This is a genomic window from Streptomyces sp. SCUT-3 (assembly GCF_014083985.1).
GTDB lineage: Bacteria > Actinomycetota > Actinomycetes > Streptomycetales > Streptomycetaceae > Streptomyces_H > Streptomyces_H thermolineatus.
Window position 1 is genome coordinate 1,259,408 of the sequence record NZ_CP046907.1, and the last position, 22,813, is coordinate 1,282,220.

18 protein-coding genes are annotated in these 22,813 nt (G+C 76.0%); 9 read left to right on the top strand and 9 right to left on the bottom strand.

All coding sequences use genetic code 11. The features are described from left to right. Positions 1 to 29: 29 nt before the first annotated feature. The 4 genes from GQS52_RS05500 to GQS52_RS05515 all read right to left on the bottom strand — a co-directional run bounded on the left by GQS52_RS05500 (position 30) and on the right by GQS52_RS05515 (position 3,981). Positions 30 to 1,268 (bottom strand): helix-turn-helix transcriptional regulator, encoded by a 1,239-nt coding sequence (locus GQS52_RS05500; protein ID WP_182316229.1) that lies wholly within the window; start codon positions 1,266 to 1,268, stop codon positions 30 to 32. Positions 1,269 to 1,574: 306 nt separating this feature from the next. Further along, positions 1,575 to 2,105 (bottom strand): GNAT family N-acetyltransferase, encoded by a 531-nt coding sequence (locus GQS52_RS05505; RefSeq protein WP_182311931.1) that lies wholly within the window; start codon positions 2,103 to 2,105, stop codon positions 1,575 to 1,577. A 91-nt stretch (positions 2,106 to 2,196) separates the two neighbouring features. Continuing rightward, entirely contained in the window at positions 2,197 to 2,625 is a 429-nt protein-coding gene (locus GQS52_RS05510) for a VOC family protein (protein WP_182311932.1), read from the bottom strand. A gap of 177 nt (positions 2,626 to 2,802) precedes the next feature. Further along, the gene (locus tag GQS52_RS05515; protein ID WP_182311933.1) at positions 2,803 to 3,981 is read right to left on the bottom strand and encodes an XdhC/CoxI family protein; all 1,179 of its coding nucleotides are present in this window, start codon (positions 3,979 to 3,981) and stop codon (positions 2,803 to 2,805) included. Positions 3,982 to 4,240: 259 nt separating this feature from the next. Here GQS52_RS05515 and GQS52_RS05520 point away from each other — a divergent pair, with 259 nt between their 5' ends. The 6 genes from GQS52_RS05520 (at position 4,241) to GQS52_RS05540 (ending at position 13,315) form a co-directional block, all read left to right on the top strand. Continuing rightward, positions 4,241 to 5,086, top strand: coding sequence for a hypothetical protein (locus GQS52_RS05520; RefSeq protein WP_182311934.1), 846 nt, complete (start codon positions 4,241 to 4,243; stop codon positions 5,084 to 5,086). A 356-nt stretch (positions 5,087 to 5,442) separates the two neighbouring features. Continuing rightward, positions 5,443 to 5,790, top strand: a complete 348-nt coding sequence (locus GQS52_RS05525; RefSeq protein ID WP_182311935.1) for a hypothetical protein — start codon at positions 5,443 to 5,445, stop codon at positions 5,788 to 5,790. Positions 5,791 to 5,887: 97 nt separating this feature from the next. Beyond that, entirely contained in the window at positions 5,888 to 10,600 is a 4,713-nt protein-coding gene (locus GQS52_RS05530; protein WP_259370607.1) for an HAD-IC family P-type ATPase, read from the top strand. Between the two features lie 129 nt (positions 10,601 to 10,729). Further along, on the top strand, positions 10,730 to 10,855 hold the full coding sequence (locus tag GQS52_RS27540; RefSeq protein ID WP_259370608.1) for a hypothetical protein: 126 nt from the start codon (positions 10,730 to 10,732) through the stop codon (positions 10,853 to 10,855). Positions 10,856 to 10,995: 140 nt separating this feature from the next. Then, a complete protein-coding gene (locus GQS52_RS05535) occupies positions 10,996 to 11,817 on the top strand; it encodes a (2Fe-2S)-binding protein (protein WP_182311936.1) in 822 nt (273 codons plus the stop codon). Positions 11,818 to 12,223: 406 nt separating this feature from the next. After that, positions 12,224 to 13,315, top strand: coding sequence for a DUF2637 domain-containing protein (locus GQS52_RS05540; protein WP_182311937.1), 1,092 nt, complete (start codon positions 12,224 to 12,226; stop codon positions 13,313 to 13,315). Between the two features lie 109 nt (positions 13,316 to 13,424). On the opposite strand, the gene GQS52_RS05545 is transcribed toward GQS52_RS05540, so the two are convergent. Beyond that, entirely contained in the window at positions 13,425 to 13,814 is a 390-nt protein-coding gene (locus tag GQS52_RS05545) for an ATP-binding protein (RefSeq protein ID WP_182316231.1), read from the bottom strand. Positions 13,815 to 14,508: 694 nt separating this feature from the next. Here GQS52_RS05545 and GQS52_RS05550 point away from each other — a divergent pair. Then, entirely contained in the window at positions 14,509 to 15,354 is an 846-nt protein-coding gene (locus GQS52_RS05550; protein ID WP_182311938.1) for a CDP-diacylglycerol diphosphatase, read from the top strand. A gap of 104 nt (positions 15,355 to 15,458) precedes the next feature. On the opposite strand, the gene GQS52_RS05555 is transcribed toward GQS52_RS05550, so the two are convergent. Further along, positions 15,459 to 16,919 carry a protein phosphatase 2C domain-containing protein gene (locus GQS52_RS05555; protein WP_182311939.1) on the bottom strand — a complete coding sequence of 487 codons (1,461 nt, stop codon included), beginning with the start codon at positions 16,917 to 16,919 and terminating at the stop codon, positions 15,459 to 15,461. Positions 16,920 to 17,014: 95 nt separating this feature from the next. Further along, positions 17,015 to 17,530, bottom strand: a complete 516-nt coding sequence (locus GQS52_RS05560) for a methylated-DNA--[protein]-cysteine S-methyltransferase (RefSeq protein ID WP_182311940.1) — start codon at positions 17,528 to 17,530, stop codon at positions 17,015 to 17,017. 240 nt (positions 17,531 to 17,770) lie between these two features. On the opposite strand from GQS52_RS05560, the gene GQS52_RS27545 reads away from it, so the two are divergent. After that, entirely contained in the window at positions 17,771 to 17,902 is a 132-nt protein-coding gene (locus tag GQS52_RS27545) for a hypothetical protein (RefSeq protein WP_259370609.1), read from the top strand. Between the two features lie 83 nt (positions 17,903 to 17,985). On the opposite strand, the gene rsgA is transcribed toward GQS52_RS27545, so the two are convergent. Together rsgA and GQS52_RS05570 are read right to left on the bottom strand one after the other, a co-directional pair. Then, a complete protein-coding gene (rsgA, locus tag GQS52_RS05565; protein WP_182311941.1) occupies positions 17,986 to 19,131 on the bottom strand; it encodes a ribosome small subunit-dependent GTPase A in 1,146 nt (381 codons plus the stop codon). A gap of 208 nt (positions 19,132 to 19,339) precedes the next feature. Further along, a complete protein-coding gene (locus tag GQS52_RS05570) occupies positions 19,340 to 20,554 on the bottom strand; it encodes a YihY/virulence factor BrkB family protein (RefSeq protein ID WP_182311942.1) in 1,215 nt (404 codons plus the stop codon). A gap of 12 nt (positions 20,555 to 20,566) precedes the next feature. On the opposite strand from GQS52_RS05570, the gene GQS52_RS05575 reads away from it, so the two are divergent. Beyond that, the gene (locus GQS52_RS05575; RefSeq protein ID WP_182311943.1) at positions 20,567 to 22,204 is read left to right on the top strand and encodes an acyl-CoA dehydrogenase family protein; all 1,638 of its coding nucleotides are present in this window, start codon (positions 20,567 to 20,569) and stop codon (positions 22,202 to 22,204) included. Positions 22,205 to 22,813: the final 609 nt, after the last annotated feature.

The window sequence follows — 22,813 nt, forward strand, 5'->3', positions numbered from 1 at the left end:
GGAGGACCGCGCACCTCGGGCGGGCGGGGTCATCCGACGACGGCGAGGTGGGCGGCCATCTCCCGCATGTCGCGGGTCAGCGTGCGCTTCCGTCTGCGGAGGATGTCGGACATCACGTGGCGCGCCATGGTCTGGTGCTTCAGCCATTCCGGGGAGGTCCGGCGCAGGGCGGTCAGCTCGTCCATCGCCTCCTGGTGGGAGCCGAGCGCGGCGTGCGCCTTGGCCACGTCGAGACGGTGACGGTTCCAACCGGCCGGACTGGGGCGGCCGTAGTGGCTCACCGACCCGGGGCTGAGGAGGCCGTCGTCGGAACGGCGCAGTACTCCGCGGGCGTCGCCGAGGACGGAGAGGTCCTCCACCGCCTTCATCTCCGCCGTCACGGGTCCGAAGGTGCTCCGGCGGTACTTGTTGTCCGTGTACTCGGTCCCCAGCGCCCCGGCTGCCGTACTCGCCATGCGCCTGGCCTCCCGGGCCACGTCGGGGCGGTTGTTCCGCACGGCTGCGGCGGCCATGCGCAGGGAAAGGTCCCCCCAGGCGGCAAGTTGGTCGGGCGATGCGGCCGAGAACTTCGGTTCGACCGCCAGGGCCGTCGTGGCTGCCAACTGCTCGCTCTCGTCGAATCGGTCCTGCCTCAGAAGGAGCCAGCACATGGTGCTCACCCCCATGGCGGCCACGAACATCCTGTCCGCCTCCCTGGCTGTCCGGATCCCCTCGGCCAGCGCGTGGTAGGCGAGGTCGTACTGGCGCACCTGCGTGAGGTAGCTGCCGGCCAGCAGCAGTGACCGGGAGCGGATTTCCACCACCCGTTCCTGCTCCCCGTCCTTCAAGAGCTCAGCTACCGCCGCGGTGACGTTCAGCAGACTCGGCAGTTTCTTGGCCAAACCGCCGTAACGGCCTGCCCGGTGGAGCGAGTAGCCGATGTCGACCTCCCGGGAGACCGCCGACAGGTCCGGGGGTTCGACCACCTCCGACACCCTCCTCCCCGACAGGCCTACGGGCGGCATCAACTCCCGCCGCAGTTCCACCAGGTAGCGCTGGTTGGCCTCGTCGCCGACGACCGGTTCCAGGGCCTCGGTGGTGAACAGGGCGGAGGTGGGCACGCCCAGCCCGCGGGCCAGGGCGTGCAGGGTGTCCACCCGCACCTCGCCGCCCTGCTCGACCTTGCACACCACGCTCGGCGACAGCCCGGACGCCGCCGCCAGCCCTTCCTGGGTCAGCCCCGCACGCCGCCTGTAATTCCTGACAGCGGCGGCCAGTTCGCGCGACATGATCACACCCGCCCTCGTTCGTCCGTGTCCGCAGGATCCCGGGTTCCCGGGCCCGCATCAACACGAACCGGTCATCACGCGCCGATCTGCCACGCTCCGTGGGACCGCGTGCCCCGACCGATATCGGACGCGGACGGGGCGTGGCCGGATGCGGCGGCGCTCGGCGGGCCCGGGGCGGACCAAAGAGCGGGCCGTGCCGTGGACCCGTGCGGCCACTGTCGCGTCACGGCCGTCAGGGACCGGCCGAGCCGGGAACGCCTCTGCAGGAGGGCGGCTGACGCAGCCGGTGTCGCACCGGCCCGGACATCAGTGCCTCAGCAGTCCGCCCACCCACCAGTCGTGCGGCTTGCCGTCGTTGGCAATACCGCGATTGCGCAGAGTCCCTTCGACAGTGAAGCCGAGTTTCTCGGCGACGGCACGCGACCCGGTGTTCCCGACCATGGCCCACCACTCGATGCGGTGCACGTCGAGCGTGGCCCAGCCCCAGTCGCACAGCGCCCGCGCCGCTTCCAGCGAAAAGCCTTGGCCGCGCTGCTCCTTGACCGCCCAGTAGCCGAGCTCCCAGACACCGCGGCTGACGAGGGTCAGGCAGTACGAGCCGACCAGGGCGCCGGTGTCCTTGCGGAAGGCGCCGAGCGTGTAGTCCTTGTCCTCGGCCCACTGGGAGGGCAGCTTCTCGTCGATGAGCTTCTCCGCGTCCGCACGCCGGTACGGAACCGGCACCGGCGTGTAGAACTGGATGTCTTCGTCCTGGCAGGCTTCGTACACCGCGTCCACGTCGGCAGAGGTGAAGGCCCGCAGCAGCAGACGGTCGGTCTCAATCGTCACCGGATCCACTGCGGCAGTATGAACACCGTCCGCAAGCGACGACCAGCAAATACCGCCCGGGAACCGTCGGCACCACAGGCCCCGGCGGCCCAAAGGGGGCTCAGTCGAGACAGAACTCGTTGCCCTCGATGTCCTGCATCGCGATGCACGAGTCATGGCCGTCGTACAGGAGTTGCACGCGTACCGCGCCGAGCGGGACCAGTCGTGCGCATTCGGCCTCGAGCGCGGCCAGGCGCTCTTCCCCCACGAGTCCGGTACCGACTCTCACGTCGAGGTGCACCCGGTTCTTGACGACCTTGCCCTCGGGGACGCGCTGGAAATACAGTCGCGGGCCCACACCCGAGGGGTCGCTGCAGGCGAACCACGAGTCCCGGTCCTCGGAGGCCTGGGATCGGTTGAAATCGTCCCAAGTGGCGAACCCCGCCGGTGGCGGCGGTACGACGTACCCCAGCACTTCGCACCAAAAGCGAGCGAGACGCTCGGGTTCCGCACAGTCGAAGGTGACCTGTACCTGCTTGACCGATGGCATCGATGCACCGTAGCAAGGTCCTCTGCCGCTCACCTCTCCCTTTATCCGCAAGCCCGTCGCCGGTAGGACGGCCCCTGCCGACGGCTCGGGCGTTCAGTTCGTGGCCGGAGCTCCTCCCACAGAGGCTGTCGCGCCGTACGACCGCTTCGCCGGTGGGGTGCGGGACCGGTCCGGGGCCTACACGGACGGGGGCGCAGGCGCAGGGGCGGGCACGGGCGGGAGGACGGACTCGGGCGCGGGTGGCGGGGGATCGTGGTGGAGGGGGCCGGTGGTGCGGCTCAGGGGCAGGCCGGTGCCGCCGCGCCGCCGGGCGACGATCTCCGCGGCGACGGACAGCGCGGTCTCCTCGGGCGTGAGGGCCCCCAGGTCCAGGCCGATCGGCGAGTGCAGCCGGGCCAGTTCGGTGCCGGTCAGGCCGGCCGCCCGCAGCCGCTCCAGCCGCTGGTCGTGGGTGCGGCGCGAGCCCATGGCGCCGACGTAGGCCAGGGGCATCCGCAGGGCCCGCTCCAGCAGGGGCACATCGAACTTCGGGTCGTGGGTGAGGACGACGACCGCCGTCCGGGAGTCGGTCCGGGTGCGTTCCAGGTAGCGGTGCGGCCACTGGGCCACCACCTCGTCGGCCTCGGGGAAGCGGGCGGCGGTGGCGAAGACCGGGCGGGCGTCGCAGACGGTGACCCGGTGGCCGAGGAACCTGCCCGCGCGCACCATCGCGGCGGCGAAGTCGACCGCGCCGAAGACCAGCATCCGCGGCGGCGGCACGCTGCACTCCACCAGCAGGGTCAGCGGCTCGCCGCACCGGCCGCCGTCCGCGCCGACGGTGACGGTCCCGGTGCGGCCGGCGTCGAGCAGCGCGCGGGCCGCGGCCGCCGCCGCGCCGTCCAGGCGCTCCCCGCCCAGCGTCCCGGTGACGGGGCCGCCGGGGCGCACCAGCAGCGCGGCGCCCGGCGGCGCGCCGGGGCCGTCGACCACCCTGGCGAGCGCCGCGGTCTCCCCCGCCGCCGCGGCGGCCAGGGCACCGGCCGGCACGGCGGCGCCCGGGTCGCCGGGCAGGACCGGCTGGACGAGGACGTCGATCTCGCCGCCGCAGGTCAGCCCGGCGGCGAAGGCGTCCTCCCCGGAGTGGCCGAAGCGCTCGCGCACCGTCCGCCCGTCCGCCAGGGAGCGGCGGCACAGTTCGTACACGGCGCCCTCCACGCACCCGCCGGAGACACTGCCGACCGCCTCGCCGTCCCGGTCCACCGCCAGTGCCGCGCCCTGGCGTCTCGGCGCACTGCCGGAGACGGCGGTCACGGTGGCGACGGCGAAGGCGCGTCCCTGCGCGCACCAGTCGGCGAGTGCGGCGGCGATGTCCAGCACGGCGATCAGCTCCTCGGCCCCGCGTCCGGCGGACGCCTTGCCGGAATCGTCCCCGGTAACCCCGGGCGCACTCCTGCCCGGGGGTTCTGCCCGGCCGGCGGACGGACAGGGTGCGGGCAGAGTGCGGGCGGGGCGGCAAAGGAGCGCGGAGGCGCCCGTGTGCGGAACGCCCCCTAGCCGTGCCCCCCGCTCGCATGCTGAACTTCGGCCAGTCCACGGCCGGCTTTCCGGAACGCCGGCGCGCAACGGGGAGGGAACGGTGGCGGACACAGCCGTGTCTGGTTCGGGAACGTCCGAGGAGGAATCACCGCTCGACACCGCCGTGTGGCGCCTTCGGTCAAGGGGCTGCTGGCAGGAGGCCGCAGTCCTGCTGACCCCGTACTGCGCGGACGACCCGTCCGCCGCCGTCCGCCGCGCGGCCCTGCTGGCCGAACGCTGCATGTACACCGCCTCCGGCTGGGAGGAGGCCGAGGAGGCCCTGCGCTCGGCCGAGGCACTGGCCCGCACGGACGAGCAGCGCGGGGCCGCCGCCTGCGAGCGCGGCCACCTCGCCTACGCGGCCACCGTGATGGGGGTGCGGGACCGCTCGGACGAGGCCCGTTCCGCCCTGGGCCGCAGCGCCGCACTGCTCTCCCCCTCCGCCGCGGGCCGCCCGCTGCTCGACTTCCGGCGCGGCCTGGTCGCCGAGCACCTCTCCGGCAACGCGCCCGCCGCGCGGGCCGCCTACCACCGCGCCCACGCGGGCGCCGCCGACCGCGGCGACCTGCTGCTGTGCTCGTCCACCTGGCGGCACCTGGCGGGCCTGGCGCTGCGCGACGGCGACCTGGCCGAGGCCGGGCGCGGATTCGCCGAATCGCTGCGGCTGCGCGAGGAACTGGGCTACCTGGTCGGCATGGCGCCGGCCCTGGCCTCCCTCGCCGAGGTCCGGCCCGAGCCGGAGGCGGGCCGCCTGCGGACCGAGGCGGCCCGCCTGGTGCGCCTGCTGGACGGGATCCCCACCTGGCTGGCCGAGCAGTTGAACGTCCGTACCGACGCGGACGCGCCGCCGTCCGTCGGCCTCCCGCCCGACGCCGGCCTCCCGTCCGCCGGGGCCCCCGCCCCCTGACCTCCCCCGCCGGCCTCCCCCGCACCGGCCTGCCGAGGCTCCCGGGCCCCCTCTCGCGCGAGTTCCATTTCGCCCCTGTACGGGACGCATTGACCGGTGTAGACCGGAAAGTGACCAGTCCACCGGGGACCGGGCCGGCGGCCCGGCCCACCGCGAACGTTCGCTTGGAGGCTGTCATGTCCGCAACGCCAACTCCTCCTCCGGGGGCACACGGATCCGCGCGGGAACCGGACACGGCGGGGACCTCACCGGTCGCCACGGCGAACGGGCAGGGCACGGCGCAGACCGGCCCCCCGGGAGCTCCGGAGGAAGCGGGCCGGCGCAGGTCCTTCACACTCAACCTGCCGCTGGTCACGATGCAGTTCCACTCCCCGCAGCTGTCGAAGGCGCAGCTGCAGCAGAGGGCGCAGGCGCAGATGCTGAAGGCGCAGGCCGCGGCGGCCCACGCACCGCACGTGCCCGGAATGCACCTGCCCAAGCCGCACGTGCCGCGGGCGGAGCACGTGGCCTACTACGGCGGGCTGGGCGCACTGGCACTGCTCGAGGTGATCGAGTGGCCGGTGGCCGCAGCCATCGGGGTCGGCACCGCGGTGGCGGAGCGGGTCGGCCGGACGTCCGGGGCGCAGGAACGGCCGGCGGCTCAGGAGCAGGCGCAGCAGCCCGCACCGCCGCCCTCCTCCCCCGCGGCCGCCGCCAGCGGATGACAACGCCCCTGCCACGGCGATACTGGTGAACGAGGGGCCGTCCCCGAGCAGGGGCGGCCGCTCCGTCCCATCAGTACCGACCGACGGTGGGAGCCGCATGCTGTGGTCCTCCCTTGCCAGGACGGTGTCCCGGGCGGCCGCCGCCGCGGCCGCCTCCGCGCCGGCCCTGCTGCACGGCCTCGGCGGGGCCGTGGAGACCCACTGGCTGCGGAGGGACCCCGACGGGGTCCGCGTAGGGCTGCGCCGGCTGGGCGGCCCAGGCACGAGCAACTCCTCCCGCGCCCTGGAGGCCCGGCTGGGCACTGTCCCCGGAGTGGCCCGTGCCGAGGTCAACGGGACGCTGGGCTGCGTGCGCGTCTTCTGCGACCCCGACCGGACCGACACCGAACGGCTCGTCTCCCTCGTCGCCGAGGCCGACGCGGGGGCCGAGAAGGCCTGGACCGCGCGGCGGGACGGCACAGAGGGCAAAGGCGCGGAGGGCGAAGGCGCGGAGGGCGAAGGCCAGGGAGGCGCGGAAGGCGAAGGCGCGGGGGGCCCGGGAGGCGGCCCGGAGCGGCCTGCCCGTGCCGGTTCCACCGGCGCCCCGGAGGAGCAGCTCGGCGCGGCGCTGCGCGTCGTCGCGAGCGCGGCCGCGACCGTCACCGCGGTGACCGGCCGGGCCGCCCGCCTGCCCCGGCTGCACCCGCTGGTGCCGGCGCTGGTCCAGCTCGTGGAGACCGTCCCGACGCTGGGGGGCGCCGCCCGCCGGGTCGGGGCCGTGACCGGGAGCGCCGCCTGGTCGGCCGCGTCCCTGGCGGTCACCACGCTGACGTTCCAGCCCTTCAGCACCGCCGTCGCCACCGTCCTGGCCTGCAACCGGTACTCGGAGGTCCGGGCCCGCGCCCGGGCCTGGAGGGAGTGGGACGAACGGCTGGGCCGCCGCCCGGGCGCGTACCGGCACGACGCCGCGCCCGCCTGCGAGCGGCCCGTCCCGCTGCCGCTCGGGCCCGGTGAGCGGTACGGCCGCACGGCGGTGCCGGCGGCGCTGGCCGCCTACGGGAGCGGCGGTTTCCTCGCCCGCAGCCACAACCGGGCGGTGGGCCTGCTGATCGCCGGTACGCCGAGGGCCTTCCTGCTGGGGCGCGAGGCCTTCGCGGCCGCCGTGGGCCGGGCCGCCTGCGGGCGCGGGGCCCTCGTGCTGCGGCCGGACGCGCTGCGCCGCCTGGACCGGCTCGACACGGTGGTCCTGGACGCGCGCGTGCTCGTCACCGGCTCGTGGACGCCGACGGCGGTGCTGCCCCTCGCCCCGCGCGGCCGGAGCTCCGCCGGCGCACCCGCCGACCGGCCGGACGGCGCGCCGGCCGACGACCCGCAGGACGGCACGCGCCCGAACGGCGCATCCCCGCACGGCGCATCCCCGGACGGTGCGCCCTGCACCGACGAGATCCACGCACGGGTCCACGAACTGGCCGACGGGTTCGTCCCCGGGAGGCCTCGGACCCGCGGGGCCTGGCGGCTCTCCCCCCTCCCGTGCCCCGGCGGCCCGGTCCCCGAGGAAGCGGTCCCGGAGGAGACGGTGCCCGGCGAGACGGTGCCCGAGGAACCAGTCCCCGCGGAGGCGGTCCCCGGCGAGGCGGCGGCGTGGGCCGGGGAGCGCCGCGGGCAGGGCGCGGAGGCCGTGCTGGTGTCCCGGGCGGGACGCCCCGTCGCCGTGGCGGTGCTGGTGCCCGAGCTCCGCCCGGCGGCCGGCCATCTGGTGCGGGCGGCGCGCGAGTGCGGCCGGGTGCTGCTGGCCGGGGGGCCTTTGGGGCTGGTCGCCCGGCTGGGGGCGGACGGGGCCGTTCCCGTGGGCCGGGCCCGCGTCTCCGCCGCGGTGCGCGCCCTCCAGGCGGACGGGCACGGGGTCGTCCTGGTCACCGCCCGGGCCCGGCGCGCCCTCGTGCGGGCCGACCTGGGCATCGGGGTGGTGGCCCGCGCCGGCCGGGTGCCGTGGGACGCGGACGTCGCCGGCCCGCCGGACGTCGCCCACCTGCTGCTGAGCTCGTCGGCCGGGGCCCGGGCGCTGAGCCTGCGGTGCGCCCGCTTCGGCGCCTTCGGCGCCGCCCTGGGCGCTCTCGCGGCGCTCACCGCCGGCAGGCCCCGCACGGCGCTCGCGCGGACCCGCCTGGTGGCCGACTGCACGACGCTCGCCGCGATCACGGCGGCGGAGCGGGCCGGGCGCGCGCTCGCCGCCCGCCCCATGCCGCCGCCGTCGGAGCGGGCCCCCTGGCACGCCATGACGGTCCGCCACGTGATGGCCCGTCTGGAGACCTCCCCGGCCGGGCTGGACGGGGCCGAGGCCGCGCGGCGGCGCCGGTTCGCCGGGCGGGAGCGGCGGGCCGGTGCCGCCTCCCTGCTCGGCAGGGTCGGGGAGGAACTGGCCAACCCCCTGACGCCGGTCCTGGCGGTCGGGGGCGGAGTGTCGGCGTGGTTCGGCTCCCTGGTGGACGCGGTGCTCATCGTCGGGGTGCTCGGCGGCGACGCGCTCCTGGGCGGGACCCAGCGGTTCAGGGCGGACCGCGCGGCGGAACGGCTCACGGAGACGGCCGCGCCCCGCGTCCGCCTGCGCCGGGCGGACGGGGACGCGGAGACGGAGACGACCGCCGACCGCCTGGTCCCGGGGGACGTCGTCGAACTGCGGGCGGGCGACGCGGTCCCCGCCGACTGCCGCGTGCTCCGGGCGGTGGGCGTGGAGGTCGACGAGGCCGGCCTCACCGGCGAGTCGCAGCCCGTGGCGAAGGCGCCCGCGCCGACGTCCGCGGCGGCCCTGGCCGACCGCTGCTCCATGCTGTACGAGGGCACGACGATGGCGGCCGGGACCGCCCTCGCGGTGGTCGTCGCCACCGGGCCGGACACCGAGGCCGGCGCCGCCGGGCGGGCCGCGCCGGGCGAGGGCCCGCCCGTCACCGGGGTGGAGCGCCGCCTGCGTTCCCTGGGCCGCTGGTTCCTGCCCCTGTCCGTCGCCTCGGGTGCCGTCCTGCTGCTGTCCGGCCTCGCCCGCAGGCAGCCCCTGGGGGCCGCCGTGGGCGCCGCCGTGAGCCTGTGCGTGGCGGCGGTGCCCGAGGGGCTGCCCTTCGTGGCCACGGCGGCGGAGCTGGCCGCGGCCCGGCGGCTGTCCGCCCGCAGCACCCTGGTGCGCCGCCCGTCCACCATCGAGGCGCTCGGCCGCGTGGACGTGCTGTGCATCGACAAGACCGGCACGCTCACCGAGGGCAGGATCAGCCTCCAGCAGGTGTCCGACGGGCGCGAGCGGCGCCCGCTCGACGGGCTCACCCCCGCCCTGCGCCGGGTCGTCGGGGCCGCGGCCCGCGCCTGCCCGGCGGGGCCGTCCCGGTCGCTGGCCCATCCCACGGACCGCGCGGTCGTCGCCGGGGCCGAGCGGCTGGGCGCGGCCCCGGACGACCGGGCGCCGCGCGGGGGCGCGGACGGCTGGGAGCGGCTCGGCGAGCTGCCGTTCGAGCCGGGCCGCGGCTACCACGCGGTGCTCGGCCGGGACGGCTCGGGCGTGCGGACGGTCGCCAAGGGCGCCCCGGAGGTGCTCCTCGCACACTGCGACCGGATCCTGCGGGACGGCACCGTCCTGCCGTTCGACGCCGGGCTGCGGGAGGAGGTGCGCCGGGAGACCGACCGCCTCGCCCGCAGCGGCCTGCGGGTGCTCGCCGTCGCGGAAAGCACGGGCGGGGAAGGCGCGGGCGGGGAGCCGGTGGTCTCGGGGCTGTGCCTGCTGGGGCTGCTGGGCCTGGCTGACCCGGTGCGGGCGACCGCGGCCGAGAGCATCGGCCGGCTGGCCGCGGCGGGCGTGCGCAGCGTCATGCTCACCGGCGACCACCCCAGCACCGCGGAGGCCGTCGCCCGCGAGCTGGGGCTGCTCGACGGGCGGCGGACGGCGACCGGCCCGGAACTGGACGCACTGGACGACGAGGCCCTCACCGGGGTGCTGCCGCACGTGGCGGTCTTCGCCCGGGTGACCCCCGCCCACAAGGTCCGCATCGCCACCGCCCTGCGCGCGGCGGGCCGGGTCGTCGCGATGACGGGCGACGGCGCCAACGACGCGCCCGCCATCCGCTCCGCCGACGTCGGCATCGCCGTCGGCGCGCGGGCGACGCCCGCCGCCCGCGCCGCCGCCGACGTCGTGGTCACCGACGACCGCATCGAGACCGTCGTCGACGCCGTGGTCGAGGGGCGCTCGATGTGGGCGTCCGTCCGCAAGGCCCTGGGCATCCTCCTGGGCGGCAACCTGGGGGAGATCGCCTTCACCCTGGCGTCGGGCCTGTTCACCGGGGGCAGCGCGCTGAACGCGCGGCAGCTGCTCCTGGTGAACCTGCTCACCGACATGCTGCCCGCCATGGCCGTCGCCGCCCGCCCGCCGTCGGGCGACACCGGGAAGCTCCTCCGGGAGGGGCCCGAGGTGTCCCTGGGGAGGCCGCTGACCCGACACATCCGCAGGCGGGCCCTCCTCACCGCGGGCGCGGCGTCCACCGCGTGGCTGCTGGCCCGGCCGACCGGCACCCGGGCCCGTGCGGGCACCGTGGCGCTCGTCGCCCTCGTGGGCTCGCAGCTCCTGCAGACGCTCGTCGACTCGGGACGGGACCCGGTGGCGACCGCCGCGGCCCTGGGGTCGCTGGCCGTGCTCGCCCTGGTCGTCGGCCTCCCCGGCGTCAGCCACTTCTTCGGCTGCCGTCCGCTCGGCCCGGCGGGGTGGACGATCGGCCTCGCCGCGGCGGGCGGCTCCGCCGTCCTCGCCGCGGTCGGCCGCAGCGGTTCCGACGATTTCCCCTCGGTTCACCCCTGATTCACATGTCCTACCCCTTCTGCTTCATCCGCCGCAGGAGGCTTTCACCGGAACGGGACGGAAAGTCCGCATCGGGACTTTCCTCCCGTACACCCGAACAGCCCAGAACACCGCACAGTGAGGTCCCCCGTGTCCGAGTTCCTGACGGCCGTGCTGGCCAAGGTCGCCCTCCTCGCCGCCGAGGCGCTGCTCCTCCACCTCGCCCGGACCCTCCTCCCCTCCCTCGTCCGCCCGGCCGGCGCGGCGACCGCCTGACGGGCCCCTCCCCGGCCCGGCCTCCCGCGCCCGGCCTCCTGCACCGGGCCTCCCGCACCAGGCCTCCTGCATCACCCCCCGGGGGCTCGAGATCGGATAAGGTAAGGCTTACCTGTTTTCGAGTGCTTCGGGATCCGACCATGGCCGTGCCCGCCCCGCCGTCCTCGCCCGTCGGGGACTCCTACGCCCGGCTCACCGCCGCCCTCCCCACCCTGCGCGTGGAGCACGGCGCCCCGCGCCACGGCGACGGCTGGGTGAGCAGTGCCCGGCTGGCCGGGGACGGGACGGCCCTGCGCGCGACGATCGCGGTCGACGAGGCGCAGGCCCTGCGCGACTACGGGCAAACGCCCCGCCCGGAGGTGGCCGCCAGTTTCTGCCTGCACCGCTACGCCTGGCACGCCTGCCTGCTGGTCACGGCCCCCTGGTTCCTGCAGCGCCGCGTGCCCCGGCTGCCGGTGGAGCACGTCTCGTGGCACCGCGGCGAGGGCCGGATGACCGCGCTGGTCGAGGAGTTCGCCTGCCTGCCCGGCGACCCGGCGGCCGCGCTGCCCGGGGCCCGCGTCGTCGGGGACGAGGAGGCGCTGCGCACGGCCGTGCGCGCGTCCCTCGCCGAGCACCTGGAGCCGCTGCTGGCCGCCTTCGGGCCGCACCTGCGGCGCCGCTCCCGCGCCCTGTGGGGCATGGCGACGGACGAGGTCGCCGAGGGCCTGTGGTACTTCGGCCACCTGCTGGGCGAGGAGGACAGGGCGGTGGCCGAGCTCGGCGCGCTGCTGCCCGGCTCGACACCGCCGTTCGCGGGCGGGGCCGGCTTCCGCTCGCTGCCCGGCCCGGACGGCTCCGGCCCGCGCACCCGCACCCGGATCGGCTGCTGCCTCTTCTACACGCTGCGCCCCGCCGACGCCTGCGTGACCTGCCCCCGGCTCTGCGACGCCGAGCGGACCGCGCGACTCTCGGCTGCCTGACGTACCGTCAGGAACACTCGCTCCGGCCGCCGTCACGGCCGCCCACCGCGGCTCACCGGCCGCCGTCACCGTCGCCGCCTCCGCCGCAGTCACCGTCGCCGTCCTGCGGCTCACGCGCCGTCACACCGCCGCTTCCGCAGGCGTGTCCGGATCCGGACAGGAGGTCGGCTGTTTTTACCCCACCCGGGAATCGGTCAAACGTCCGTGCGCACGCTAGAGTGCGGTACCCCCCGTGCGAACTGGCGCGGGAGGCGGCCCAATTGCCGCTACTGTTACCCAAAAACCGCATGTGGCCGGCCAGTGGTCCGCCAGGATGGCGCTCTCGGGCCGTACCGCGTCGGTGCCGAGGGGTGGAGCAGCCGTCCGCCGGTCCGGTCCGTGACGGAGATCGAGGCAGGGAATCCAGATGACAATCACCGACTTGCCGCTGGAGTGGGTGCTGGCAGCGGCCGTCTCGCTGGCGGCCGTTGCGGGCGCGGCAGTGGTCGTGGTGCGCAGCCGGCGCAAGGCCGACGACACGGACCCGGCGTCCGCCGACTCGTGGGAGCGCAGCGAGGAACGGCGGCGGCGCAAGGAAATGATCTACAGCGGCGCGTCCTACGCGCTGCTGTTCTGCTGTGCGGCCGTCGCCGCGGCCCTGTCCTTCCACGGACTGGTCGGCTTCGGCCGGGAGAACCTCAACCTCTCCGGGGGCTGGGAGTACCTGGTGCCGTTCGGCCTGGACGGGGCGGCCATGTTCTGCTCGGTGCTGGCCGTGCGCGAGGCCAGCCACGGCGACGCCGCGCTGGGCTCCCGGATGCTGGTGTGGCTCTTCGCCGGCTCCGCCGCCTGGTTCAACTGGGTGCACGCGCCGCGCGGCTTCGGCCACGACGGGGCGCCCGAGTTCTTCGCCGGAATGTCGCTGTCCGCCGCGGTCCTCTTCGACCGGGCCCTGAAGCAGACCCGCCGCGCGGCGCTGCGCGAGCAGGGCCTGGTGCCCCGCCCGCTGCCCCAGATCCGGGTGGTCCGCTGGATCAGGGCGCCTCGCGAGACCTACCGCGCCTGGTCCCTGATGCTCCTGGAGAACGTCCGCTCGCTCGACGAGGCGGTCGAGGAGGTCCGGGAGGAGCGCCGCAGCAAGCAGGAGAAGGCGCGGCGCCGCCGCGACACCGAGCGGCTGGAGCGCGCCAGGATCAAGGCCCTCAACCGCCAGCACCGCCTGTGGAGCCGCTCGCGCGGCGGGCGTCAGGTCGAGCTGCCCGCGGCCACGGGCTCCGGGTCGAGGAACGCGTCCGTCGCCAAGGCCTCCGCGGAGCCTGCCCCAGGCGGCCAGGAGAGGGCTCCCGAACTGTCGTCGGCCGCCCGTCCGGCCCTGCGTTCCGCCCCGGCCGAGGAGCCCCGGGAGACCCCGGCCGCTCCCCGCACCATCGACCTGACCGCCGAGGACGACACGATGGCGCTGCCCCGCCTGGACTCGCTCGAGCGCAAGCTCAAGGACCTGGAGCGGCAGTTCGGCTGACGCCCCGCCGTCCCCGCGCCGCCCTGCGGCGCCCGTCCCCTGCCGCACGAACGGGTCCGCCCGGCCGGTCCTCCCGGCCGGGCGGACCCGTTCGTGCGGCCGCGCACGCTCAGGCGGCCTGCGCGCACAGTTCGAACCAGACGACCTTGCCCCTCGCCACCGGCCTCGCCCCCCACTCGTCGGCGAGGGCCGACACCAGCAGCAGGCCCCGGCCCGAGGTCGCGTCCTCCCCCGCGTCCCTGGGCGCGGGCAGCCGGGGGCCCCCGTCGTGGACCTCCACCCTCAGACGCGCCTCCGGCCCGGGGGACAGGGTCGCGGTGACCGTCGCGTCGCCCCCGGAGTGCACGAGCGCGTTGGTGACCAGTTCGCTCGCCAGCAGCTCCGCCGTGTCGACGAGGTCGTGCGCGTCCCAGTGACTCAGCGCCTCGCGCAACGACCTTCGCACGTCCGCGATCGCCGTCAGGTCGTCCCCGTTCAGCCGGCGCCGTAACCGTCGCATCGCCACGGCCTGCCGGACTCCTCTCCAGTGGTCCTTCTCGCGTACCTCCGACCGACTTCTCATCTTCTCCACTCCGGACCGGAAGGCGTCCCCGTGCGGCAGGTCCGGGCACGGTGGCGGACAGCCGCCTCGAAAGTTGCAGGTCGAACATTGACACGGAATGCATGCCCTGCCGCGCAACCGCCCACTCGTATCCTGCGTCACACTGGGGAATTCCCTAGCGGAAACCGCGGGCGCGGGCGGACCGCATTGCGGAAGCGGCCGGCATTTTCCGTTCGAAAAGCACCGCTGGAATATGCCGTTCCGAACGTCGCCGCAGGTCAGCGCGGATTTCCTCCGAATAAACATCCAGTGCGCCGTCGACGGCGACGGATGTCGTCGCTCCTGCGGCCGCCGGGCGCGTCGGCGCACACACCGCGGAGCCCCCGGAACGTCACCGCGCTCCGGCGCCGGCGGCTCCGCGGCCCGCCCGCCCCGGGTGTCACCGGGTGCCTCCGGCCGCCGTCCCCCGCGGACACCGCCCCTCCCGCCTCCCGCCCGGCGTGCCCGTCGGCGGCACAAGGCCGGGCGCCCCGGTCGGCCCACCGGGAATGCAGCACATGAATGCCGTCCCTAGCTTGGTGATCAGTCCGGACACAACAGCCAGGGAGAAACCGTGCCTCAAACCGTCTCACGCCGGGTTCTGGTGGCAGCAATGACTGTTCTGCTCTCCGGTGCCCCCGCGCTGAGCCAAGCGAAAAGCCCGGAGCGCCTCGCCCGCGACCTGTGCTCGGCAACACGGGCGACGCAGGGCGCGCAGGCCACGACGAGGGGGAAGGTCCCGCTCGACGTCGGCCCGGTCGCACTGTGCGGCAGCAACAACGACAGCGGAGGCAGGAACGGGCTCTGGGACAGGGTCAAGCAGTGCAGGGCGAACCACAATACGTGCCTGAAGTACACCAGCAATTACATCCTGCTGAGGGGCAGCGCACCGGCGACCAACAACTATCTGCTGATCCCCAACCTGCGCATCAAGGGCATCGAATGCCCCTACCTCTGGTCCAACGCGAATCCGCCGAAACACTATTGGCGACAGGCGTGGGACGAGGCCCACCACAACCCCGCTCACGTGAGGACCGTGAACGGGCAGGGAGTCGGGCTCGGGGTCAACGCCCTGTACAGCACCGACCACCACCGGGTCCGGACCCAGGACCAGTTGCACATCCACATGGCGAACATCCGGGCCGGCGTGCGGGGAACGCTCGACAACGCCGACGCGAGGATCACCGACCAGCCGAACGAGTGGGCGACGTCGATCGTGCCGGTGGGCGGACGCAACTACCGCGTGCTCAAGCTGCGCCACGCCGGCGACCTGGACCGGAACCTCTTCAAGCTCCTGCACGACCACGTGGTGGCGCGCGAGGCGGGCGGGGACATGGCGAGGCAGATGATGGTCGTGACGAGGCGGCCGAAGGGCGGCTACTACGTCCTCAACAGCGAGGCCACGCTGCCGCAGGGCCGCGGAACGAGCTCGGCCGACCGACTGCTCGACTACTACTGAGCCCGCACGGGCCTCCGCCGGGCCCGCACGGCCCGGTCGCCGGTGAGGGGCGCTCCCCCCCCCTCGCGGGGCGGGCGCGGCGGCCGGTGCCGCCCGCGCCCGGGCTACCGCTCCCACACCACGGCGGCCGTGCGGTCCCCGCAGCCGCCCTCAGGGTGCAGCTGCACGTCCTCCAGGAACGCGGTCGGCCCCGGCGCCCGCGGGCCCTCCCAGCGCCGCGCCAGGTGCCCGGCGAACGACGGGTCCGCGCGCAGCGGCTCGGCCAGCCCCCGGCCGCACAGCAGCAGCACGTCCCCCGGCGTGCCGACCGGGGCGAGGAAGCGGAAACCGGACCCCGGCGGGCACTCGGCGCCCCCGGGGGCCGCGGCCCGGGGCCCCGGGCCCGGAGGCGCCCCGCGCGGCGGGTCCAGGTCCTGCCAACCGCCCTCCCTCAACCGGAACAGCCCGCCCTCCCCCGCTCCGAAGAAGACACGGGTGCGGCAGCCCGGGTCGACGGGGATCAGCAGGCAGCGCACGGCGGTCGCGTACTCCTCGGGCAGCAGGCACAGGTCGTCGCCGCGGGCGCGCAGCCGGTTGAGGCAGCGGTCCGTCAGCCGGTACAGCCCCGACCTCAGGGACGCCCTGCGGCCGGCCCGCAGGTCCTCGCCGAGCTGCTCGTGGCTGCGGCCGACGGCCTCGGTGATCCAGCGCACGGCGTCGTGCGCCGCCCGGTGCGCCTCCTGCCCCGTGCGGTCCCCGCCGGCCAGGGCGAGCAGCAGCAGCGCGTCGTCGCCCTCCCCGAAGCGGGCGGTCAGCAGCGCGTCCCCCCTCGGGCGGCCGCCGCGCCGGGCAGCGTCACCGCGCACCGAGGCCGCCCGTACGGTCAGCACCCCGTACGCGGCGCCGTCGGCGACGGTGTCGGGGACGAGGTCGGCGATCCGGTCCGGATCCGCGGCCGGCCACGCGGCCGGGCAGGGGCCGGGGACCGGCGGGCCGCCTCCTGCGGCGCCCGGCGACGGGTCCACCGGCTCCCCGCCCCACTGGCCGACGGGGCCGGCAGGGCCGGCGGAACCGGCGGGGCCGGCGGAACCGGCGGGGCCGGCGGAGGTGTGCGGCGGCCGGGTCGGTGGCTCCGCCCTGTCGGCCGGAGCGCGCGGCGACGGCACGAACGGCGCGGGCCGCTCCGCCCCTCCCGCCGGCCGGCGCCGGGCGGGCCCGGACTCCCCGCCGGAGGTGGACTCCCCGTCGGGCCCGGACTCCCCGCCGGGGGCGGCCCCCTCCTCGGGGGCGGGCGGCCGGAGGGGCGGGGGGAGCCGGGAAGGCGAAGGCCCGGCCGGGGAGCGGCCGGGGGCCGGGGTCCACCACGGCGGGGGCCCCGGCCCGTCCGGCCCGTCCGCCCCGTCCTCCGTCCGCGTGCCCTCGTCCTCCGCGGCCGCGGCGCCCAGCACCTCCGTGACCGAGCCGAAGCGGTCGTCGACCGTGTCCCCCCTGCGGGGCGGCGGACCGGTGTCGGGTGCGTCGTCGGAGTAGAGCTCGGCCCACCACCGGTTCTCGTCCCCGTGGTTCCTGTCCCCCTGTCGGCTCATGCCCGCATTGTCCCTCCGGCCGCCGCCGGGGGGAACGGCGCGCGTCGTCCCGTCCCGTCCGGGCCGGACGCGTCCGGGTCCGCCCGGCGGTCGCGCTACGGGCCGGGCCGCACGCCTGCTGCGGGAAGTGCTCCCTCCAGTGCCAGGAGGGCCCGCTTGGCCTCCAGGCCCCCCGCGTACCCGGTCAGAGTGCCGTCGGCCCCGATCACGCGGTGGCAGGGGCGCAGGACCAGCAGCGGGTTGGCCCCGACCGCGCCGCCGACGGCCCGTACCGCGCCGGGCGAGCCCGCGGCCTCGGACAACTGCCGGTAGGTGACCGTCCTGCCGTGGGGGACGGTGTCGAGCGCCTTCCAGACCCGCTCCCGGAAGGGGGTGCCGCGGGCGGCGAACTCCAGGTCGAACTCGCGCAGCTCGCCGGCGAAGTACGCCTCGATCTGCCGCGCGGCCTCCGCGAAGGCGCGGGGTTCGCGCCTCGCGCCGGGCGGCACGGGGGCCGGGCGGCGCTGCCCGGGCAGGGAGAGGGAGGTCAGCGCCGTGCCGCGTTCGCCCTCCCGGCCGGTCAGCACCAGTTCGCCGAGGGGGCTGTCCAGGGTCGTCCACAGCTCGGTCACGGGTCCTGTCCGTCCTGTCCTCACGTCGTGCCGGCCGCCCCTGCGGGGCCGGGTACGGGACCAGTGTGCCCGCCCGCGCCCGACGGGGACCGGCGGGAATCGGCCGCGGCACCGGGCCCCGCCGTTCGCACAAAGATTCCCGTCAACCGCGGGTTGACTTCCTTCTATAACGGGAACATCACAGTCATGGAAAAAGTGTGGGTGCGGCGGAACGCCGCACCCTTGGGCCAGGAGGGGGCCATGACCGGCACGATCCTCATCGGAATCGTCATCGTCGCGCTCGGCGTCGGCGCCGTGCTCTACACGTTCTGGCACGAAGGCAGCCCGATCCGCTCTCCGCGCAGGCGCCGTACGCACACCCACGTGGGCTGACCGCCGCCCCGAGGACGCTCCACCGGGCCCGGCTCGGGGCCCCGCCGCACCGGCGGGGCCCCGAGCCGTGTGCGCCGCGGCGGTCAGCGCTCCCGGCGGGGAGCGCCGCCGCGCTTGCGCTCCTGGATCTCCCGGCCCAGCGCGGTCCGCTGCTTCCACACGCGCCGCTGCTCGGCCCGCAGCCGGGCGTCGGTGCGCGCGGCGATCCGGGCGTTCTCCCTCAGCAGCTTGCGGTAGCTGTCCAGCCGCCGCTGCGGGAGCACGCCCTCCTCCACCGCGGCCAGGACGGCGCAGCCGGGCTCGGCGACGTGCCCGCAGTCGTGGAACCGGCAGTCCCCGGCCAGTTCCCCGATCTCGGAGAAGACCTGCTCGACGCCGGCCCCGGCCTCCCACAGCCCGACGCCGCGCAGCCCCGGGGTGTCGATCAGGGCCCCTCCGCCGGGCAGCAGGAGCAGCTCGCGGCGGGTGGTGGTGTGCCGGCCCTTGCCGTCGGCGTCCCTGATCGCCTGCACCTGCTGCACCTCCTCGCCGACCAGGGCGTTGACGAGCGTGGACTTGCCCGCGCCCGACCGTCCGATGAGCACGGCGGTGGAGCCGGCCAGTGCGGCGGTGAGCACGTCCAGGCCCTCGCCGGTCTCCGAGCTGACGGCGAACACCGGCACCCCGGGGGCCGCCTCCGCCGCGTCGGCGACCAGGTGGTGGGCGTCGGCGACCAGGTCGGACTTGGTGAGGACGAGCAGCGGCTGCGCACCGCTCTCCCAGGCCAGGGCGAGGAAGCGCTCCAGCCTGCCCGTGTCGGGGTCGTCGGACAGGGAGACGGCCACCGCGGCCAGGTCGGCGTTGGCCGCCATGACCTGGGCGTCGGACCGCTTGGAGGAGGCCGAGCGGACGAAGGCGGTGCGGCGCGGCAGCAGCGCCTCGACGGACGCCCCGGCCCCGCCGGCGGGCCGCGGGTCCAGCGCCGCCCAGTCCCCGGTGCAGACCCTGCGCAGCGGGTCGTGGGTGGAGACGGCGCCGAAGGAGGCCGTGACGGTCGCGGTGCCGCCGCCGTCGGCGGTTGCCACCTCGCACCGGCCGCGGTCGACGCGGACGACGCGGGCGGGCACCAGGCCCCGGGCGGAGTACGGGGCGAAGTCCGCGGCGAATCCCTCGTCCCAGCCGTACCGGGTCAGCGGGTTCTCCGGGGCGTGGGCGTCGGGGGTGCGGTGTTCGGTTGTCGGGAAGTGCAACGGGGTGACCCTTCGGGAGGGTGCGGCCCCGGCCCGGCGCGTCGCGCCGTGGTGGAGAAGGTGTCAGCCGGAGGCCGCGGGGGCGGGAACGACGGTCTTCGGAACGCGGGCGCTGCCCGCCGCAATGACGGTCATCACGGTCCTCACCTCCTGCTCGGCTGTGCCCGGCGCACGGCGGCACACCGCCGCCGTCCGGGCGGAGCCGACCCTAGTGCCCCCGCCCGCGGCGGTGCCATCCCTTTTTCCACGCCCCACCCGTCACCGTGCTCCCGGCCCCGCCCGGCCGCCGTCGCCGGAACCGGCTGCGCACGCCGGACGGGCGCAGCAGGGCCGACCACCGGTCGGGGAGCTCCGGCAGTTCCGGGAGCCCGGGGACGACGGGCGGGGCGGCGCCGGTCCCGTCGCCGCCCTCCTGACGGGCGCGCGCCGCGCGCCGCTCCGCGATCAGGCGGACCTCCTCGGCCGCGGCCTCCTCCCGCTCGCGCAGGATCTCCTCGCGGGCCGCGGCGGTGGCGAGCGACGGCCAGGTGCGGTCCACGGCGGCGTTGAGGGCCGCGCCGACCAGGACGGCGAAGGCCGACACGAAGATCCACAGCAGCACGGCGACGGGGGCGGCCAGCGACCCGTAGATGGTCGGCCCCTCGACCGTGTTGGTCAGGTAGAGGCGCAGCCCGAAGCTGCCCAGGACCCACATCACCAGCGCCACCAGGGCGCCGGGCAGGTCCTCGACCCACGGCGTCCGCACCGGCACCGACATGTGGTAGAGCGTGGTCAGGAAGACCACCGAGAGCACCAGCACCACCGGCCAGTACAGGACGCCCACCAGCCCCTCGCTGCGCGGCACCAGCTGGACCACCAGGTCCGGCCCGGCGAGCATCAGCGGCAGGACGACGGCGCCCACCAGCAGCGCCGCCAGGTACAGGGCGAAGGCCAGCAGCCGGGTGGCGACGATGCCCCGGCGGCCCTCCAGCCCGTACATGATGGTGATGGTGTCGACGAAGACGCTGAGCGTCCGGGAGCCGGACCACAGCGCGATCATGAAGCCGATGGAGATGACGTCCGGCCGCCCGCCGCCGAAGATGCTGTCCAGCAGGGGGCGCACCAGCTGGTCGACGCCGTCGGTGGTGAGGACGGTCGAGGACGCGGCCAGGATGTTGCGGCGGATGTCGTCGATGGTGTCGGTGCCGATGACCGTGTCGAGGTAGCCGAGGGCGCCGACGAGGCCGAGCAGCAGCGGCGGCACCGAGATCAGCGTGAAGAACGCCGCCTCGGCCGCCAGCCCGGTCACCCGGTACTCCATGCAGGCGTCCACGGTGTCCTTGACCAGCAGCCACAGCACACGGCGCCGCGAGAAACTGCGGTACAGCACCCGGACGCGCCGCAGCCTGCCGGTGACCTCTTCTTCTGCGCCTCGCACCTCCATACGGTATCCGCCATGGACTGCCTGACACACACCGTGACCAACCAGCCCCCGCCCCTGGCCGACTACGACGTCCACGCCGCGGACGCGGCGCTCCGGGAGGGCGTCGAACGCCACGCCTCCCCGGCGAACCTGGAGGAGATCCGCGCCGAACTGGGGGAGCTGGGCCGCGCGGCCGGCTCGCGGCAGGCGCAGGAGTGGGGCGAGCAGGCGAACGCCAACCCGCCGGTGCTGCGCACCCACGACCGCTACGGCCACCGGATCGACGAGGTGGACTTCCACCCCTCCTGGCACCGGCTGATGGAGCACGCCCGCGCGGCCGGGCTGACCGACGCCTGGGGCCGCGCGGACGGCCACCTGCGCCGGGCGGCGGGGTTCGTGGTGTGGTCGCAGGTGGAGGCCGGGCACGGCTGCCCGGTCTCGATGACGCACGCTGCGGTGCCCGCCCTGCGCGCCGACCCGTCCCTGGCCGCCGTGTGGGAGCCGCTGCTGACCTCCCGCGCCTACGACCCGGTCCTGGCACCCCCGGCCGGCAAGGCGGGCGTGGTGTTCGGGATGGGGATGACGGAGAAGCAGGGCGGCTCGGACGTGCGGGCGAACACCACCCGCGCCGAGCCGCTGGCCGGCGCGGGCGAGTACGCGCTCACCGGCCACAAGTGGTTCTGCTCCGCGCCGATGTCGGACGCCTTCCTGGTGCTGGCGCAGGCGCCGGGCGGCCCGACCTGCTTCCTGCTGCCGCGCGTGCTGCCCGACGGCACCCGCAACACCTTCCGCGTCCAGCGGCTGAAGGACAAGCTGGGCAACCGGTCCAACGCCTCCGCCGAGGTGGAGTTCGCCGGCACCTGGGCGCAGCGGGTCGGCGAGGAGGGCCGCGGGGTGGCCACCATCATCGGGATGGTCTCGGCGACCCGCCTGGACTGCGTGCTGGGGTCGGCGGCCCTGATGCGGCAGGCGGTCGCCCAGGCGGTGCACCACGCCGCGCACCGCAGCGCCTTCGGCGGCCCGCTGATCGGCAAGCCGCTGATGCTCAACGTCCTGGCCGACCTGGCGCTGGAGTCGGAGGCGGCGACCACGACCGCGCTGCGCCTGGCCGCCGCGTACGACTCCGACGACGAGGGCGAGCGCGCCTTCCGCCGCCTCGCGGTGGCGGTGTCGAAGTTCTGGGTCACCAAGCGCTGCCCGGCGCACGCGGCGGAGGCCCTGGAGTGCCTGGGCGGCAACGGCTACGTGGAGGAGTCCGGGATGCCCCGGCTGTTCCGGGAGTCCCCGCTGAACTCGGTGTGGGAGGGGTCGGGGAACGTCAACGCGCTGGACGTGCTGCGGGCCCTGCAGCGCGAACCGCGGGCCCTGGACGCCTTCCTCCGCGAGGTCGGCAGGGCCCGGGGCGCGGACCACCGCCTGGACGGGGCGGTGAAGGACCTGCTCACCGAGCTGGCGGACCTGGAGGGCATCGAGGTGCGGGCGCGGCGCGTGGTGGAGCGGATGGCGCTGGTGCTCCAGGGGTCGCTGCTGGTGCGGTTCGCGCCGGCCGCGGTGGCGGACGCCTTCTGCGCCTCGCGGCTGGGCGGCGACCGGGGCGTCTCGTTCGGCACGCTCCCGCGCGGCCTGGACCTGGCGTCGATCGTGGAGCGGGCCCGACCCGTCCCCCGCTGACCCCCGGCGACCCCCACCGACCCCCGCCGCGCCCCCTCGCGGGTCCCGGCGGGGGCGCGGGGAAGGTCGTTTTCCGGCCGAAACACCGGCCTCCCGCCGCGCCCGCCGTCCGGCGGACTCCTCCCGCCGGCGCACGGCCCGGCGGGCCGCCCGGCGGGAGGAGCCGGGAAGGGGCCGGACGGGGAGGGGCGCGGCGGGAGGGATCGTGGCGGGAGGGGGGTTCCCCGCACGGGGGAACCGGGAACCCCCCTCCCGCAGGGCGCGGTGCGCGGTGCGGTGCCGCCCGCGCCGCGTCGCGCCGTCGGTCCGGGTGGTGCCGCGCCGACTCGGCACCACCCCGGCCCGGACATCCGGGGCCGTGACCGTTCGTCACTGTGCTGCCGGACGCCCGCGGCCGGCAACCGTTGCACCCCGTTGCAGCGTCCGCCGGGGCCCGGCGCGCGCCGCTGCAAATACGCCAATACGCGTCCCGGGGGCCGAACACGCCGTCCGCGCGCTGATTATGGTGGGAGGCACCTCCACCTTCCGGTTCACCGACGAGCCCCGGAGTGCCCGTTGCAGGACGCACGCTCGACCGCCGGTGCGGCTCCGCCCGCCGCGCGGCCCCCG